Source organism: Myroides sp. LJL115, assembly GCF_054871665.1.
In genome coordinates this window covers 1-16,406 of the sequence record NZ_JBTXLS010000011.1, presented here as the reverse complement: position 1 = coordinate 16,406, position 16,406 = coordinate 1, and the positions used below count along the sequence as shown (strand labels likewise).

The window sequence follows — 16,406 nt, the reverse complement described above, 5'->3', positions numbered from 1 at the left end:
CCTTTGGATTATGCAATAGGGATATTAGTTGTTCTGTATTCAAAGCTTTTATGTTATAATTACCATTTTGCTAAGGAGTCGTTGAATATATCTTGAGTTATTCTTTCATAGATAACATCAAGAGCTTGTGATAATGAAGCTCCCATAAGAATTTCATTTGCCCCATAATCGTAGTAAAAAGAATATCTTTTTTCAAAATCATCCTCTGGTTTATTAACATTAATAAATCTCACATTAATGGCAATATAAAGTCTGTTTTGTGCAGCTCTTTGATCTGCTGTTGCCGTTATAGGACTTATTCTATACTCTACGATTTCTCCTTCATAGATTAAATCTCCCCCTTCATTGGTTAAACTTAAACTTGTTTGATTTTGTATTAAATCTTGTAAACTAGTAGTAAAGGTACGTTCAATTCCAGGTTCAACTAAAACAGCATGATTCTGAAAGTAGTTAACTTGAAAGCTATTGGCATCAATCTTACCTGTTCCAGTGAAGTTATAATATTTACAACTAACCATCGAAAAGGCTACTGTAAGTAGAAGTAATAAACTTTTTATATGTTTCATTATAGATTATACTGTTTTATTTTACGATATAAAGTGCGTTCAGAAATACCAAGTTCTTTTGCAGCTAACTTTCTTTTACCTTGACTTAGGTCTAAAGCTCTTTTTATTAAGCCTATCTCATTTTCTTCGATGTTTAAGTCTTCTTCTTCCACCGTTTCTGCTAAAAGGTAGTCGTCCTCCTCTTCCTCGTCTAATTGCTCTATATTTTGAACGGCATGTTCTAAGGTAGAGGCAATAGAGCTCTGATTGTGCTCCTCGAAAGGAACAAGGTCAACATTAGTTAAATTAGTTGAAAGATCTTGTGTATCTGTTTTCTTTTGACCGTATATTTTTTGAATTAGAACTTGATTAGATTCTACTACTTGTTTGTTGTCATGCTTAAGTAATTCAAGGGTCAATTTTTTCAAGTCTGTTAGATCACTCTTCATATCAAAGAGAACTTTATATAAAATTTCTCTTTCAGTAGAAAAGTCAGACTCTGCCTTTTTATTACTTACCACGGAAGGGACTTGTCTTTCCCATTGTGGTAAATAAGATTGTAAGGTTTTTAAAGAAATTAATCGATCTGTTTCTAAAACTGAAATCTGCTCTGCGACGTTTCTTAATTGACGTATATTTCCATCCCACCTATATCTCAATAGGTAAGAGATAGCTTCAGGTTCCAACTTAATAGGGGGCATTTTGTATTTATGTGAGAAATCCGATGCGAACTTTCTAAATAACAAATGTATATCTTCTCCTCTTTCTCTAAGAGGAGGTAAGGTAATATCTACTGTACTTAATCTATAGTAAAGATCTTCCCTAAATTTTCCTTTTTCAATAGCTTGTAGCATATTAACATTAGTAGCAGCTATAATACGGATATCTGTTTTTTGTACTTTAGAGGAACCTACTTTAATAAACTCTCCATTTTCTAAGACTCTAAGTAATCTTACTTGGGTAGTTAAAGGTAATTCTCCAACTTCGTCTAAAAATATTGTTCCCCCATTGGCTTCTTCAAAATAACCTTCCCTGGTGCTTATCGCTCCAGTGAAGGCTCCCTTCTCGTGTCCAAATAACTCACTGTCTATGGTTCCTTCAGGAATTGCACCACAGTTAACTGCTATGTACTTTCCGTGCTTTCTATGGGACAAAGAGTGGATGATTTTAGGGATACTTTCCTTTCCCACGCCACTCTCTCCAGCAACTAATACGGAGATATCAGTAGGAGCTACTTGTATAGCCTTTTCTATTGCACGATTTAATTTGGGATCATTTCCGATTATTTCAAAGCGCTGTTTAATTGCTTGAACGTTTTCCATAGACTTCGTTTATCAAACCTTAAATTTAGAAATTTTTATCTTATTGCATAGCAGAATATCCTACTGCTTTTCCAATTAGAGTTGCAGAAGTACAATCTAGAACTTCTACCATTACAAAATCTCCTACTTTGTAGTCTTCTTTTGGGAATACAACAGTGGTATTTTGTGAATTTCTTCCAGCCCACTCTTGTGTTGAACGTTTAGATTCTTTTTCAATTAGTACCTCTACAGTTTGCCCTAAGAAACGTTGGATTCTTTCTAGACCTATTCTTCTTTGCGTTTCAATAACCTCTGTCAATCTTCGTTTTTTAACTTCTTCTGGAACATCATCCTCTAGCTTTCTGGCTGCTAGAGTACCTGGTCTCTCTGAATAAGCAAACATATAACCGAAATCATACTTTGAGTATTCCATCAAAGATAGTGTTTCCAGGTGGTCCTCTTCTGTTTCAGTAGGAAAACCAGTAATCATATCTTGAGATAATGAAATTTCAGGAACCATTTTATAGATGTTATCTACCAACTCCATGTACTCCTCTCTAGTATGTTGTCTATTCATCTCTTTTAAGATTCTAGTACTTCCAGATTGTACAGGCAAGTGGATATACTTACAAACATTATCATATTTGGCAATCACTTGGATTACTTCCATATGCATGTCTTGAGGATTTGAAGTTGAAAAACGGAAACGCATTTTAGGATAGCTAACTGCACATTGTTCTAGTAATTGTGCAAAGTCAACGGCTGTAGCTTTTTGCATTTCACTTGCTTTGTCAAAATCCTTTTTAAGACCTCCACCGTACCATAGGTAACTATCCACGTTTTGTCCTAATAAAGTAATTTCTTTAAAGCCTTTTTCATTAAGATCTTTGATTTCTTCTAAAATACTGTGTGGATCACGGCTTCTTTCTCTTCCTCTTGTAAACGGAACAACACAGAAAGTACACATGTTGTCACATCCTCTTGTAATAGAAACAAATGCTGTTACTCCATTGCTTTGTAAGCGAACAGGCGCAATATCTCCATATGTTTCATCTTTAGATAAAATAACGTTGATAGCATCACGTCCTTCATCTATTTCTTTTAAAAGATTAGGAAGGTCTTTGTATGCGTCTGGCCCAACAACCATATCAACAATTTTTTCTTCTTCTAGAAATTTACTTTTAAGACGTTCAGCCATACAACCTAATACTCCAACTTTCATTGAAGGGTTTTTTTTCTTTATTTGGTTATATTGATCTAGACGTTTACGAACGGTTTGTTCCGCTTTGTCACGTATTGAACATGTATTTACTAATACTAAATCAGCTTCTTCTAAATTATCTGTTGTATTATACCCTTCTTGGGATAAAATGGAAGCTACAATTTCACTGTCTGAAAAGTTCATTTGACAACCATAACTTTCGATGAAAAGTTTTTTAGTGTTCTCTGCCTTATTTTCTAATTGTAAGCTTGTTCCTTGTTTGTTTTCTTCAATAACCTTTTCCATAACTTTGTTAAAAGGGAGTTTTGTGTTTTAAAGTGCAAAGATACTTCTTTTTAAGTAACTGACAAGATGGCATATTTTTTTTAACCTTATTTTTTTTTAGGTTAAAAATAAAAATGGCGCCTTGTATTAAAAAGTGCGTTATATTTAATTTTTAAGTTAATGTGTATTTTTTATGTTAATAATTTAATGTATGTTTATATTTGCTGATGGTTAGCGTAGTAAATTGCCTCTAGAGAATGGTTCATGCTTAGGAAAATTTATGCAAAGTATTCCTTATAGGGCTTAAAGGTTAATAAAGAGTAGGTTGAAGTAGATTTTTTACCTTAGGTTGACCTTAAAAAACGCATTAATAGTATTAGGTAAGCATAAATTGGAAAAAATCCTATATTTTTGCTTTCAAATTAAATGAAGTATGGCAAAGAATTTAGTGATTGTTGAGTCACCTGCAAAGGCAAAAACTATAGAGAAATTTTTGGGAAAAGATTATCAGGTTGAATCAAGTTATGGGCATATAGCGGACTTACCTTCTAAAGAATTAGGGGTAGATGTAGAACATAATTTTAAACCTAAGTATGAGGTTTCTGCAGATAAAAAAGCGGTTGTTAAAAAGCTAAAAGATCTAGCCAAGAAAGCTGAAATGGTTTGGCTAGCTTCGGATGAGGACCGTGAAGGGGAGGCTATTGCTTGGCATTTAGCTGAAGAATTAGACCTTACTAAAGAAAAGACAAAACGAATCGTTTTCCACGAAATTACTAAAACTGCTATATTAAAAGCTATTAATAATCCAAGGCAAATAGATTATAACTTAGTAAGTGCACAGCAAGCAAGAAGAATTTTAGACCGATTAGTAGGTTACGAATTATCACCTGTTTTATGGAAAAAAGTAAAAGGAGGTCTTTCGGCTGGACGAGTACAAAGTGTTGCTGTTCGATTAATTGTAGAAAGAGAGAAGGAAATTATCGATTTTAAAGTGGATTCTTCTTATAGTGTTACTGCAGAGTTTAAAACTAAAGAAGGGAAAATTGTAAAAGCTAAATTAGCTAAGAATTTCCCTAGTCAGCAAAAGGCTAAGGATTTCTTAGCTTTAAATATAGATGCTAATTATAATATCTCTGATTTAGAAACTAAGCCAGCAAAGAAATCACCAGCTGCTCCATTCACTACTTCTACATTACAACAAGAAGCTGCTAGGAAGTTATATTTCTCAGTTGGTCAAACCATGACTTTAGCTCAGAGATTATACGAAAGCGGACTTATTACTTATATGAGAACCGATAGTGTTAATTTATCGCAAGATGCTATGAATGCTGCTGCACAAGAAATTACTAATTCTTACGGTGCTCAGTACTCAAAACCTCGTAATTATACTACAAAGAGTAAAGGAGCACAAGAAGCTCACGAGGCGATACGACCTACAAATATGGCCATGCATAGCGCTCCTGTGGACCGCGATCAGGCAAGATTATATGACTTAATTTGGAAGCGTACTTTAGCTTCTCAAATGAGTGATGCTCAATTAGAGCGTACCAATGTTAAAATTGCTTCGGATAGATTTCAAGAGCTTTTTTCAGCTAGTGGAGAGGTATTGCTATTTGATGGTTTCTTAAAAGTTTACTTAGAAGGACATGATGATGAAGAAGAAGAAGTAGAAGGGATTTTACCATCTTTAAAAGTTGCTGATGCATTAACGCGTAAGTCATTAGTTGCAACGGAACGTTTTACTAAACCAGGAGCGCGTTATACGGAGGCTTCTTTAGTCAAAAAGTTAGAGGAGTTAGGTATTGGACGACCATCTACTTACGCTCCAACTATTTCTACTATTATAGCTAGAAATTATGTGGAAAAAGGAGTTAGTGAAGGGAAAGAAAGAAGTTACACTATGTTAGTACTAGATAATAATGCTATTGGCGAAAGAAGTCTAGTTGAAAAAACTGGTTCCGATAAAGGAAGGCTTGTACCAACAGATATTGGTATTATAGTAAACGATTTCTTAGTTAAGAATTTTAAAACTATTTTAGATTACAATTTTACTGCTAAGGTAGAAGAGGATTTTGATGCCATTGCGGAAGGAAATGAAAATTGGTCAAAGATGATGAAAGAGTTTTATGATCATTTTCATCCAAATGTAATCGATGTTGAACAAAACGCAGAACGCGAATCAGGAGAGCGTATTTTAGGGGTAGATCCCAATACTGGAAAACCAGTTCTAGTTCGCTTAGGAAAATTTGGACCAATGGCTCAAATTGGAGATGCAGAAGATGAAAATAAGCAATTTGCTAGTTTAAAGCCAGATCAAAATATTGGTACTATTACTTTGGAGGATGCTTTAACTCTATTTCTTTTACCTAAGTCTTTAGGACAGTACAAAGAGGAAGAGGTGGAAGTGAATAACGGAAGGTTTGGACCATATGTTCGTTTTGGTAAAGTGTTTATCTCCTTATCAAAAGGGGAGGATCCATTAGATGTGACTTATGAAAGAGCTTTAGAATTAATTAAAGAGAAAGAAATCGCTGATGCTCCTATTGCTACTTTTGACGATCTGCCAGTTCAAAAAGGAGTAGGTCGATTTGGACCGTATCTTAAGTGGAATAATATTTTTATTAATGTTAATAAAAAATACGATTTCGATAACTTATCTGCTGCTGATATCAATGAATTAATTCAAGATAAAATCCAAAAGGAAATCGATAAAGTTATTCATAATTGGGAAGATGAAGGTATTAGAGTTGAAAAAGCTAGATGGGGAAGGTCTAATATCTTACAAGGTAAGATAAAGATTGAATTAAGTAAAGATATCGATGCTGCTGCTTTAACTTTAGAGCAGGTAAAGGCTATGATAGAAGAGAAAGCTCCAGCAAAGAAAGCTCCAGCAAAGAAAGCTCCAGCTAAAAAAGCAACGGTCAAAAAGACGGTAGCTAAGAAAAGCACTGCTGCGAAAAAAAAATAATATAATATAATATGTACGAATTATTAAAACCTCTATCGAAAGGTTTTCTTCATTTTGTAGAAGACTTACCCAAATTTACGTTGGGAAAAAGTACTGTTTTTTTTCAAAGTGAAAAATATTTGGACTATTCCGCCTATGATGTTGCAATTATTGCTGTAGGGGATAATAGAGGTTTTAGTGAAGAGTTGCCTATTGTAGATTTAACAGATATACGCAAAGAATTTTATCAGCTTTATCCAGGAAATTGGTTGACTCGTCTTGTAGATTTGGGAGATATCATACCTGGAAATACACTAAAGGATACTTATTATCTGTTAGAGCAAATAACAGCGGATTTAATAAAAAACAATATACTACCCATTGTTTTAGGCGGGTCGCAAGACCTTACTTATGCTCTTTATAAGGGAGTTGCAAAATTAGGAAACCTTGTTAATCTAGTAAGTATTGATTCAAAATTGCATTTAAAGAGTCAAGAAAATTTGATTGCGGATAGCTTTATGGGTAAGATAATAATGGAGGAGCCTGTTCGATTATTTCATTATACCAATCTTGGCTATCAAACTTATTATAACACCCAAGAGGAGATTGATTTGATGCATAGTCTTTATTTCGAAGGGATTAGGTTGGGAGAGTTAGTGGGAGATATTTCGCGATCAGAGCCATTTTTACGAGAAGCAGATATTGTAAGCTTAGATTTATCCAGTATTAAATCTAGTGATTCAGGTAGATTTTTACCCTTTAATCCTAACGGATTTGATGGTCGGGAGATTTGTAGTTTATCCCGTTATAGCGGTTTAAGTGACAGAGTCAAAATTTTTGGTGTATTTAATTATAATAATAACAAAAGTGAAGCGTTATTAATTGCACAAATACTATGGTATTATATAGAAGGTGTTAATTATCGCACTAAGGAGGATCCTTTCACCCCAAGGGATAGTTATACTAAGTATATTGTACCTGTAGAGGGGGTGGAAGATTTTATTTTTTATAAAAGTGACCTCTCTAATCGTTGGTGGGTTCACTCACCAAAGCTAGATGACAGGCAAAAGGGCATGCAATTTGTTATTGCCTGTAGCTATGAAGATTATCAGCAAACCTTAAATCAGGAAATTCCTGATAGATGGTGGCGAATGTTAAAAAGAAGTTTATTGTAAATGAGTGGTAAAAAAAGAAGAAATATATTAAATAAAATCTAAATTAATATTTAGATTTGTTTTGGTATTTTTACAAAAAAATTAACTCATTAGTCATTTTAGATTATAGTAAAAAAAAAACCTAAAATTATATGAAGAAGATAATTACGTTAGGAGCAATAGTAGCTTTAATGTTCAGTTGTGGTACTGGAGGAGATAGAGGAGAGTTGCTAGGTGGTAATCCAGGAAAAGATTGGCGTAACTCTAAACCACATGGAATGTCACTAGTTCCAGGTGGGACATTTACCATGGGACAATCTAATGAAGATATCCTAGGTACATCAGATGCTCCAATTAAAATGGTTACTATTGGGTCATTTTATATGGACGAAACAGAAATTAGTAATAATCAATATAGAAAATTCGTAGACTGGGTAAAAGACTCTATTGTACGTACTAAATTAGCTATTGCAGCTGATGATATGGGTATGGGCAAAGATGCTGGAGGGATTGGAGCTTTTGCTTTTCTTGATAGCGAGGAGGATTTAGATAAAATGACTCCTTATGAGCGCTATATGTATGATAATTACTATAGCTTACAAATGAGTGATGATATTTATGCAGGAAGACGTTTAAATAAACGAATCCCTTTAATTACGGAACACAGTAGATTCCCTGATGAGTACTATGTGGAAGTAATGGACTCTTTATACATTCCTGCAAGTGAAACTTATAATGGTATGACAACTTTTGATGCTTCAAAGTTAAAATTTAGATACACTTATGTGGATGTAGAAGGAGCAATGAAAGATCAAGGAAGTGATCCAAGAGGAAAACGTCAGCGTCACTTGAAAACGGAAACGTTATTGATTTACCCTGATACAACACGTTGGATTAAAGAATTCCAATATTCTTATAATGAGCCAATGCATAATGATTATTTCTGGCATGCTGCTTTTGGAGACTATCCAGTAGTGGGTGTGAATTGGAATCAAGCTAAAGCTTTTGCTGCTTGGAGAACAATGTATAAGAATGAAAACTTAAAAAATACGCGTCAAATGCAAGAAGTACACGAGTTCCGTTTACCAATGGAAAGCGAGTGGGAATTTGCAGCTAGAGGAGGTCTAGAAGGAGCTATGTATCCTTGGGGAGGTCCATATACAACAGATGAGCGTGGATGTTTCTTAGCAAACTTCAAACCAACGCGCTTTGATTACGCTGCAGATGGTGCTCTTTATACTGCAGATGTACGTTCTTATCCTCCAAATGGATATAATTTATACAATATGGCTGGAAACGTTGCAGAATGGACTAGTTCAGCGTATGATGAATCATCTTATGATTTTATGTCAACATTAAAACCTCGTAATAGACCTACAGATAATCCATTAAAAGTTGTTAGAGGAGGGTCTTGGAGAGATCCAGCCTACTTCTTACAAGTTGCTATGCGAGACAAAGAATATGCTGATTCAGCTCGTAGTTACATTGGTTTTAGAACAGTACAATCTGTATCAGGTTCTATGTCTCGTGTGAATGCTAGTAGAATGGCTCGTTAATTTTAAAAAAAAAGAGATTTTATAGCTATGGTGTTATCTAAAAAAGTAATGAACTTCTGTTACGGAATGGGAGCTTCAGTTGTTATTATCGGAGCGATGTTTAAAATTACACACATGGAATTTGGTGTGTTCAACGGTAATAATATGTTAATTGTTGGTTTATTAGTAGAAGCATTTATTTTTGCATTATCTGCTTTTGAACCTGTAGATGAAGATTTAGATTGGGCAAAAGTGTATCCTGAATTAAAAGACGGTGTTGCTAGTGAACAACGTAAAGGTAAAAAGAGCGAAGCAGTTGCTGAGCTTGCTGATGAGCAAGGATTATTGTCTAAAAAATTAGATCAATTATTAAAAGATGCTAAGATTGATGGGGCTCTAATGAATAGCTTAGGAGATAGTATTCGAAATTTCGAAGCAGCTTCTAAAGGTATGGGGTCAGCTGTTGATTCAGTAGCATCTACTCAAAAATATGCTCAAGAAATGACTTTGGCAGCAACTCAACTGGAGTCTTTGAATAAAATGTACGCAAGTCAATTGGAAAGTGCTACAGCAAATGCAGATATTAATAAAGCAGTTGCTGAAAATAACCAAAAATTAAACGTACAAATGCAAGCTCTTACATCTAATTTAGCATCTTTGAACAACGTATATGGCGGAATGTTATCTGCTATGGGTGGGGGAAATAGAAATGCTAATTAATTTATAATTTTTAAGGTATTATAGAATAATGGCAAAACAAAAACTTACCCCTAGGCAAAAGATGATTAACCTGATGTATCTGGTATTCATCGCCATGATGGCTTTACAGATGTCTCGTGAGGTACTATCTGCTTTTGGTATGGTTAATACAAAATTCGAGCAGGCAACTGCTACTATCGAAAGCAATAATAAGAATGTTTCATTGGCCCAGCTTAAAACAAGAGCTGAGGATGATCCAACTAGATATAAAGAAGCTTATCAAACTGCTTTAAAAACGAAGGATATCACTGATTACTTTGTGAATGAAGTAGAAAAAAGTAAGGACTTAATCACTAGTACTTATCGTGCAGAGGACGGAACGCTTCCTTTTGAAAGTATGGATCAAAGTTCTGTAATTGATAATGCTTGGTTTATTGGAGATAAATTATCTGATCAAGGACAAGCGTTTTTAACGCTTATAGAGAAGTATAAGGATTCTATTACCAATGTTCTAGGAGTCGATGTTTCTTATAATAATATCAAGCAAGAAATTGATGAAAATTTCAATTTGGCTCCTATCGTAAATAAAGACGGAAATAGCGAACAATATTTAACCTATAACTTCTACGGTTTTCCCGCGATCGCTTCATTGACAAAGCTATCTGCAATGCAAAATGATGCTAGAATGATTGAAAGTGATATCTATAATTTACTTTTAGGTAATACTTTAATTGAGGCGGCTTCAATGCGTAAATACAAACCATTGGTGATTTCAGATAAGACTACTTATTTCGCTGGTGAGATGTTTACAGGAAAAGTTGTTTTAGGACGTTATGACGATTCTACTGTACCTACAGAAGTTGTTGTAAATAATAAGAAAATAGATTTAAGTACTGCTTTGAAAAATGGAGAAGTTAACATCTCATTCCCTGTTGGAAATGTTGGGGAACACGACATTAGAGGAAAGTTTGTTTTTAAAGAAAACGGTGAATTAATTCCATTGGATATCGATGGAGGTTATGTGGTGGTATCATCGCCGAACTCTGCTACGATTTCTGCTGATAAAATGAATGTAGTTTACCGTGGAATTAGTAACCCAATGACTATTTCATTTGCTGGTATTCCTTCAGATAAAGTAGTGGCTAGTGCTCCTGGATTAACTAAAGGAAGTAAAGCTGGACAGTACTTTTTAAACCCTCAAGCTGGAAGGGAAGTTACCATTAAAGTTAGTGGTACTTTACCAGGAGGAAAAGTAGTAACTGATAGTCAAGTTTTCCGTATTAAAGATATTCCTGCTCCTAGAGGAACAATTAGAGGAGTATTTGCTGATAGTGGTCCTAAAGCGAACTTAGAGATTGCAACGGTTGGTGCTCAATTGGAAGATTTTGATTTTGAAGTTAAACTTAGTGTAACTGGATTTGTTCTTCAAGTACCAGGACAGCCAAGTGTTGTAGTTCAAGGTAATCGTATGAGTGATCGTGCTAAGGCTGCCATTAGAAGAGCTAGAGTTGGAGATATAGTTGTTATATCAGATATCAAAACTCGTTTAGATGGTGCTGGTAGCTACCAATTAAAGCGTACAGCTCCGGCTACATATGAAATTAGATAAGGAGAGTAATTTAAAAGAAAGAAAATTTTGAAAAATATGAACTGGAAAAAAATCTCAACATTAGCAGCATTATGTTTATTTTCCGTGGGTGCATTTGCTCAGGCTAATATCCTAAATGCTAAGTCAGCTAGTGAGATTGGTATAAAATCTCTAGAGGAGATACTTACAAAAGCTGACGGGCCTATTCCTTATGGAAATATTAATGAATTAGATATTTTATTTGGAATTAAAGTTTGGGAGTCTATCTCTTTAGATGAACAAGCAAATGAGGCATATTATTTCCCTATTAACGAAGTAACAAGCGAGGGGGATTTAAAGCCATTATTCCAAGTTATAATGGAAGGAATCCAATCAGGAGCTATTACAGAAGTATATGATGATTCGGATTTTAGAACTATTCGAAACCTTAGTGATATTGAATCTTCTTTTATGAAAATCGATACTACTGACGCAGGAATAGAATACTATAATGCAGGAGAGGAAGTTCCAGCGGAATTTATTCAAAAAACAGTTTTACGTCCTGCAGATGTTAGTGCTTACCATGTTATGGGAATGTGGTATTTTGACCGAAATGAAGGACAATTAAGATATAGACTACTTGGAATCGCTCCAGTTGTTAGTGATTTATATAGTATTGAGAGTGGAATAGAGAACTACGTAGAGTTATTTTGGATCTTCTTCCCGGATGCTAGAGAGGTATTGTATCAAAACTATGCTTTCAATCCAAAGAATCCTCAGAATCCAATTAACTTTGACCACTTGTTAAACTCTAGACGTTTTAGTTCTATAATTTATAAAGCTGACAACCAATATGGAGGTAGAGCAATTGATGAATACATCACCTCTAATCCATTACAAGAATTATTTGAAGGGGAAAGAATCAGAGAAATGATCAGAAACCTTGACGATGACTTATGGAATTACTAATTTTGTAGTCACTAATTTATTGAGCTCTTATCTATCAAATTAGATAAGAGCTTTTTTTATTCGCACACGTATGTATGATTATATAGTAGTTGGAAGTGGATTGGCAGGAATTTGCTTCTGTGAAAAGTTGGCAAGTGAAGGTAAAACCTTTATTGTGATTGATTCTCAAAGTAGATCTTCCTCGCTAGTTGCTGGAGGAATGTATAACCCCGTTGTACTAAAGAGATTTACTCAGGTTTGGAAAGTAGACGAGCAATTAGAGATTGCAAATAACTTCTATCCAGGTTTAGAAAATAAATTAGGAATTAAATTCTGGCATCCTTTACCTTTGTATAGAAGATTAGTAGATGTTGAGGAACAAAACAATTGGTTTGTAGCAAGTGATAAGCCAAATTTAGAGCAGTATTTACAGAGCGATTTATCTAGAGAAAATTTTCCAGGTATAAGTTCTCCTTTTGGATTTGGACAGGTAAGTTCAACAGGATATTTAGAGACAAGTGAGCTTATTGGGGCTTATCGCTTATATTTGCAAGAAAAAGGAGTCTATAAAAAGGAAGTTTTTGATTATAAAGAGTTTATCTATGATAAGCAAGGAGTTACTTATAAGGAAATTCAAGCTAGAAATATTGTTTTTGCCCAAGGCTTTGGCCTTAGTGATAATCCTTTCTTTAATCAATTGCCTTTAGATGGCACAAAAGGGGAATTATTAATTGTAAAGATTCCCGGTTTAAAGATTGATTTTATTCTTAAAGCTGGGGTGTTTGTTATTCCTTTAAAAGATGATTTGTTTAAGGTAGGTGCTACTTATAATTGGCAAGATAAAACGGATAATACTACAAAAGAAGGACTAGAGGAATTAATTGCTGGATTAAAAGAGGCAGTTTCTTTAGACTTTGAAGTTATAGAACACAAAGCGGGTATTCGTCCAACTGTAAAAGATAGACGTCCTTTGCTAGGTAGAAGCTTAGAATCGGACCGCATTTTTGTTTTAAATGGTTTAGGAACTAGAGGGGTTTTACTTGGACCTTTTTTAGCCAATAAGCTGTTTAACTTTATTGAGAAAGCAGAGCCTTTAGAAGAGGAGGTTTCTATACACAGATATAAAAAATTTAAAATTAAGAAGAAATAATATATGTTAAACGTACATAATCTTTCTGTTTCATTTTCGGGTGAATATTTATTTGAAAGCGTTACTTTTCGAATTGGCGCTGGAGATAGAGTTGGTTTAGTCGGTAAAAATGGAGCCGGAAAGTCTACTATGCTTAAACTTCTATCGGGAGAAATGGAAGCAGATACAGGTGGAATTGCTTTCGAAAAAGATTTAAGTATTGGCTTTTTACGTCAAGATATTGACTTTATACCAGGGCGTACTGTTTTGGATGAAGCTTACCAAGCATTTGATGAAATTAAAAAAGTTGAAAGTCAATTAGAACAAATCAATAAGGAGTTACTAGAACGCACGGATTACGAGTCGGAATCTTATAGTTTACTTATAGAAAAGTTAAGTGATTTAACGCATCGATTTGAGATTATTGGAGGATATAATTATGTTGGAAATACAGAAAGAGTCCTACTAGGTCTGGGGTTCCGTAGAGAAGATTTTAATAATCTTACAGAGACTTTTTCTGGAGGGTGGAGAATGCGTATAGAATTAGCAAAGTTATTACTACAGGATAACGATGTGCTACTTCTAGATGAGCCTACTAACCACTTGGATATTGAGAGTATCATTTGGTTGGAGTCTTTTTTGAAAACTTATCCAGGAGCTGTTGTGATTATTTCTCACGATAAAATGTTTTTAGATACAGTTACGAATCGTACGATAGAAATTTCTTTAGGGAAGATATATGACTTTAATAAGCCTTACTCTGAGTATTTAATAGCTCGTGAAGAACAAAGAGAAATTCAATTAGCTTCTCAAAAGAATCAAGCTAAAAAGATTGAAGAGACTGAAAAGCTAATTGAGAGGTTCCGCTATAAAGCTAGTAAGGCAGCCATGGCTCAGTCCTTAATTAAGCGTTTGGATAAGGTAGAGCGTATAGAGGTTGATGAGGATGATAAAGCTGTAATGAATATTTCTTTCCCAGTGAGTTTAGATCCTGGTAGAGTTGTTCTTGAAATCGACGGGGTTACAAAGAAATTCGGGGATAAAGTAATTTTTGAGAATATCGATCTTTTAGTGGAACGTGGAAGTAAGATTGCATTCGTTGGACAAAATGGACAAGGGAAGTCAACTTTAATCAAAGCTGTTATTGATGAGTTTGAATATGATGGGAGTATTAAGATTGGGCATAATGTTCAAATCGGTTATTTCGCACAAAATCAAGCGGATTATCTAGATGGAGAGAAAACTGTTTTAGATACTATGCTGGATGCTGCTACTGATGGTAATAGAGTAAAGGTAAGAGATATGTTAGGTGCATTCCTTTTCCGTGGTGATGATGTTGAGAAGAAGGTTAAAGTACTCTCAGGAGGTGAAAGAAACCGTTTAGCGCTATGTAAAATGCTTTTATTACCCATTAATGTCTTATTGATGGATGAGCCTACAAACCACTTAGATATTAAGAGTAAGAATGTTTTAAAGCGCGCTCTAGAAAATTTCAAGGGTACCTTAGTATTGGTTTCGCATGATAGGGATTTCCTTCAAGGCTTAACTGATTTGGTATATGAATTTAAAGACAGACAGATTAGGGAGTATCTAGGAGATATTAACTATTTCTTAGAGCAGCGTAATGTAGAGAACATGCGTGAGATCGAAAAAAAGACAGTCGTAGAAAAAAAGTCTGCTGATAAAGTAAAATCTACTAGCAAAAACGAAAGTCTTAGTTATGAAGATCAGAAGAAGCAAAAGACTTTACAAAATAGAGTTAGTAAGATAGAAAGTGAAATCGCCAAATTAGAGAAAATAGTCGCTAAAGACGATTTATTATTAGCAGAGGATTATCAAAAGATGAGTAGTGATACTTCCTTCTTTACTAAATACGAAAAGAATAAAGCTAAGATAGATGAACTAATGTTAGAATGGGAACAAATCCAAGAGGAACTGATGTAATCTAATTTTACAAATTAAAAATAAAAGGACTATTCTAAAAATTAGAATAGTCCTTTTATTTTATAGGCAAAAAAAAACCACTTCGCTTTGAAGTGGTTTACTTTGTAGCGGGAACAGGACTCGAACCTGTGACCTTCGGGTTATGAGCCCGACGAGCTGCCTACTGCTCTATCCCGCGATATTGTAGTACAAATGTACTGCCTTTTATTGAATAAACAAGCATATTCTGTGTTATTTTTATTAATATTTCTTATTTAACTATGATTCAGTGTGTTATATTTTGTTTTTCTTTTATATTAAAAGTAATAATGCACCAATATATAATAAAAAGCAAGAGGGAGGTACTTTTGAAAGTTAAGAGAATTGTTTTTAAGATAACAATCATTGGAAGATTTTTAATAAGTAAGAATTACTCATTAAATCTAGATAGAGTTAAAAAAACAGGCATAAAAAAACCACTTCGATTTGAAGTGGTTTTACTTTGTAGCGGGAACAGGACTCGAACCTGTGACCTTCGGGTTATGAGCCCGACGAGCTGCCTACTGCTCTATCCCGCGCTATTGTGGTACAAATGTACTACCTTTTGTTGAACAAACAAACATATTGTGCATTATTTTTAATTTAACATGTAATATGTTGTAATTCAGTGTATTATAATTGGTTTTTTATCGAATAAAATTATTATTGTCAAGATCAAGTTAGATTATGTACAAATAATATTCTAAGAAGTATTATTTACTAGGTAGTGGAGGAGATAAAAAGAGTGTAAAGTATAAAAATGTATTATAGAATATACCTGAACTTAGAAGAATTTAAGTAAAGAAGGAGTTGAAGGGACTTCTTTTATATAAGCTGGGTTGTTGGTAGATCTTATTTGCTTAAAAGTATTGACAAAAAAAAGGGGCTGTCTCAAATGAGATAGCCTCTTTTTTGTACTTTTAAGTAAAAAACACCATTATAATTATTTGAATTTCAATCTAATATACTTAAATTAGTATAAGTAATTCAAGTAAATATGGCAAAACAAGCACCACGTTATAGACTTTACGATCAGAATCAAATGAGTTTGATTCCTCATTCTTTGGAAGATTTCATTCCTGCCTTGCATCCAGTACGCATTGTAAATAAGGTTATCGATGAATTGGACTTAA

11 protein-coding genes and 2 tRNA genes are annotated in these 16,406 nt (G+C 34.2%); 8 read left to right on the top strand and 5 right to left on the bottom strand.

Annotated elements, in window-relative coordinates:
- Positions 1–59: 59 nt before the first annotated feature.
- The 3 genes from lptE to miaB are packed head-to-tail and all read right to left on the bottom strand — an operon-like array spanning position 60 to position 3,353.
- On the bottom strand, positions 60–566 hold the full coding sequence (gene lptE, locus ACYSNX_RS04385) for an LPS assembly lipoprotein LptE (RefSeq protein ID WP_461753473.1): 507 nt from the start codon (positions 564–566) through the stop codon (positions 60–62).
- Entirely contained in the window at positions 566–1,867 is a 1,302-nt protein-coding gene (locus ACYSNX_RS04380) for a sigma-54 interaction domain-containing protein (protein ID WP_461753472.1), read from the bottom strand. Before ACYSNX_RS04380 ends, lptE begins: the two co-directional genes overlap by 1 nt.
- A 40-nt stretch (positions 1,868–1,907) precedes the next feature.
- The gene (gene miaB / locus ACYSNX_RS04375; protein ID WP_461753471.1) at positions 1,908–3,353 is read right to left on the bottom strand and encodes a tRNA (N6-isopentenyl adenosine(37)-C2)-methylthiotransferase MiaB; all 1,446 of its coding nucleotides are present in this window, start codon (positions 3,351–3,353) and stop codon (positions 1,908–1,910) included.
- 412 nt (positions 3,354–3,765) lie between these two features.
- Between miaB and topA the strand changes: the two genes are divergently transcribed.
- The 8 genes from topA to ACYSNX_RS04335 all read left to right on the top strand — a co-directional run bounded on the left by topA (position 3,766) and on the right by ACYSNX_RS04335 (position 15,255).
- Positions 3,766–6,300, top strand: a complete 2,535-nt coding sequence (topA, locus tag ACYSNX_RS04370) for a type I DNA topoisomerase (RefSeq protein WP_461753470.1) — start codon at positions 3,766–3,768, stop codon at positions 6,298–6,300.
- Positions 6,301–6,311: 11 nt separating this feature from the next.
- The gene (locus tag ACYSNX_RS04365; RefSeq protein ID WP_461753469.1) at positions 6,312–7,454 is read left to right on the top strand and encodes a formimidoylglutamase; all 1,143 of its coding nucleotides are present in this window, start codon (positions 6,312–6,314) and stop codon (positions 7,452–7,454) included.
- A 131-nt stretch (positions 7,455–7,585) separates the two neighbouring features.
- On the top strand, positions 7,586–8,989 hold the full coding sequence (gene porK / locus ACYSNX_RS04360; RefSeq protein ID WP_461753468.1) for a T9SS ring complex lipoprotein PorK/GldK: 1,404 nt from the start codon (positions 7,586–7,588) through the stop codon (positions 8,987–8,989).
- 27 nt (positions 8,990–9,016) lie between these two features.
- A complete protein-coding gene (gene porL, locus ACYSNX_RS04355; protein ID WP_461753467.1) occupies positions 9,017–9,688 on the top strand; it encodes a type IX secretion system motor protein PorL/GldL in 672 nt (223 codons plus the stop codon).
- Between the two features lie 28 nt (positions 9,689–9,716).
- Positions 9,717–11,276 carry a type IX secretion system motor protein PorM/GldM gene (gene porM / locus ACYSNX_RS04350; RefSeq protein ID WP_461753466.1) on the top strand — a complete coding sequence of 520 codons (1,560 nt, stop codon included), beginning with the start codon at positions 9,717–9,719 and terminating at the stop codon, positions 11,274–11,276.
- A 36-nt stretch (positions 11,277–11,312) separates the two neighbouring features.
- Positions 11,313–12,203, top strand: coding sequence for a type IX secretion system ring subunit PorN/GldN (gene porN / locus ACYSNX_RS04345; protein WP_461753465.1), 891 nt, complete (start codon positions 11,313–11,315; stop codon positions 12,201–12,203).
- A gap of 70 nt (positions 12,204–12,273) precedes the next feature.
- Entirely contained in the window at positions 12,274–13,332 is a 1,059-nt protein-coding gene (locus tag ACYSNX_RS04340; protein WP_461753464.1) for an NAD(P)/FAD-dependent oxidoreductase, read from the top strand.
- Between the two features lie 3 nt (positions 13,333–13,335).
- Positions 13,336–15,255 (top strand): ABC-F family ATP-binding cassette domain-containing protein, encoded by a 1,920-nt coding sequence (locus tag ACYSNX_RS04335; RefSeq protein WP_461753463.1) that lies wholly within the window; start codon positions 13,336–13,338, stop codon positions 15,253–15,255.
- 105 nt (positions 15,256–15,360) lie between these two features.
- Here ACYSNX_RS04335 and ACYSNX_RS04330 read toward each other — a convergent pair.
- Together ACYSNX_RS04330 and ACYSNX_RS04325 are read right to left on the bottom strand one after the other, a co-directional pair.
- A tRNA-Met gene (locus ACYSNX_RS04330) sits at positions 15,361–15,433 on the bottom strand.
- 306 nt (positions 15,434–15,739) lie between these two features.
- Positions 15,740–15,812: transfer RNA gene (locus ACYSNX_RS04325), tRNA-Met, on the bottom strand.
- Between the last annotated feature and the right edge of the window lie 594 nt (positions 15,813–16,406).

Bases quoted from the DNA above. Each gene is read 5' to 3' on its own strand.
- lptE (WP_461753473.1), bottom strand. From the start codon at position 566: ATGAAACATATAAAAAGTTTATTACTTCTACTTACAGTAGCCTTTTCG.
- ACYSNX_RS04380 (WP_461753472.1), bottom strand. From the start codon at position 1,867: ATGGAAAACGTTCAAGCAATTAAACAGCGCTTTGAAATAATCGGAAAT.
- miaB (WP_461753471.1), bottom strand. From the start codon at position 3,353: ATGGAAAAGGTTATTGAAGAAAACAAACAAGGAACAAGCTTACAATTA.
- topA (WP_461753470.1), top strand. From the start codon at position 3,766: ATGGCAAAGAATTTAGTGATTGTTGAGTCACCTGCAAAGGCAAAAACT.
- ACYSNX_RS04365 (WP_461753469.1), top strand. From the start codon at position 6,312: ATGTACGAATTATTAAAACCTCTATCGAAAGGTTTTCTTCATTTTGTA.
- porK (WP_461753468.1), top strand. From the start codon at position 7,586: ATGAAGAAGATAATTACGTTAGGAGCAATAGTAGCTTTAATGTTCAGT.
- porL (WP_461753467.1), top strand. From the start codon at position 9,017: ATGGTGTTATCTAAAAAAGTAATGAACTTCTGTTACGGAATGGGAGCT.
- porM (WP_461753466.1), top strand. From the start codon at position 9,717: ATGGCAAAACAAAAACTTACCCCTAGGCAAAAGATGATTAACCTGATG.
- porN (WP_461753465.1), top strand. From the start codon at position 11,313: ATGAACTGGAAAAAAATCTCAACATTAGCAGCATTATGTTTATTTTCC.
- ACYSNX_RS04340 (WP_461753464.1), top strand. From the start codon at position 12,274: ATGTATGATTATATAGTAGTTGGAAGTGGATTGGCAGGAATTTGCTTC.
- ACYSNX_RS04335 (WP_461753463.1), top strand. From the start codon at position 13,336: ATGTTAAACGTACATAATCTTTCTGTTTCATTTTCGGGTGAATATTTA.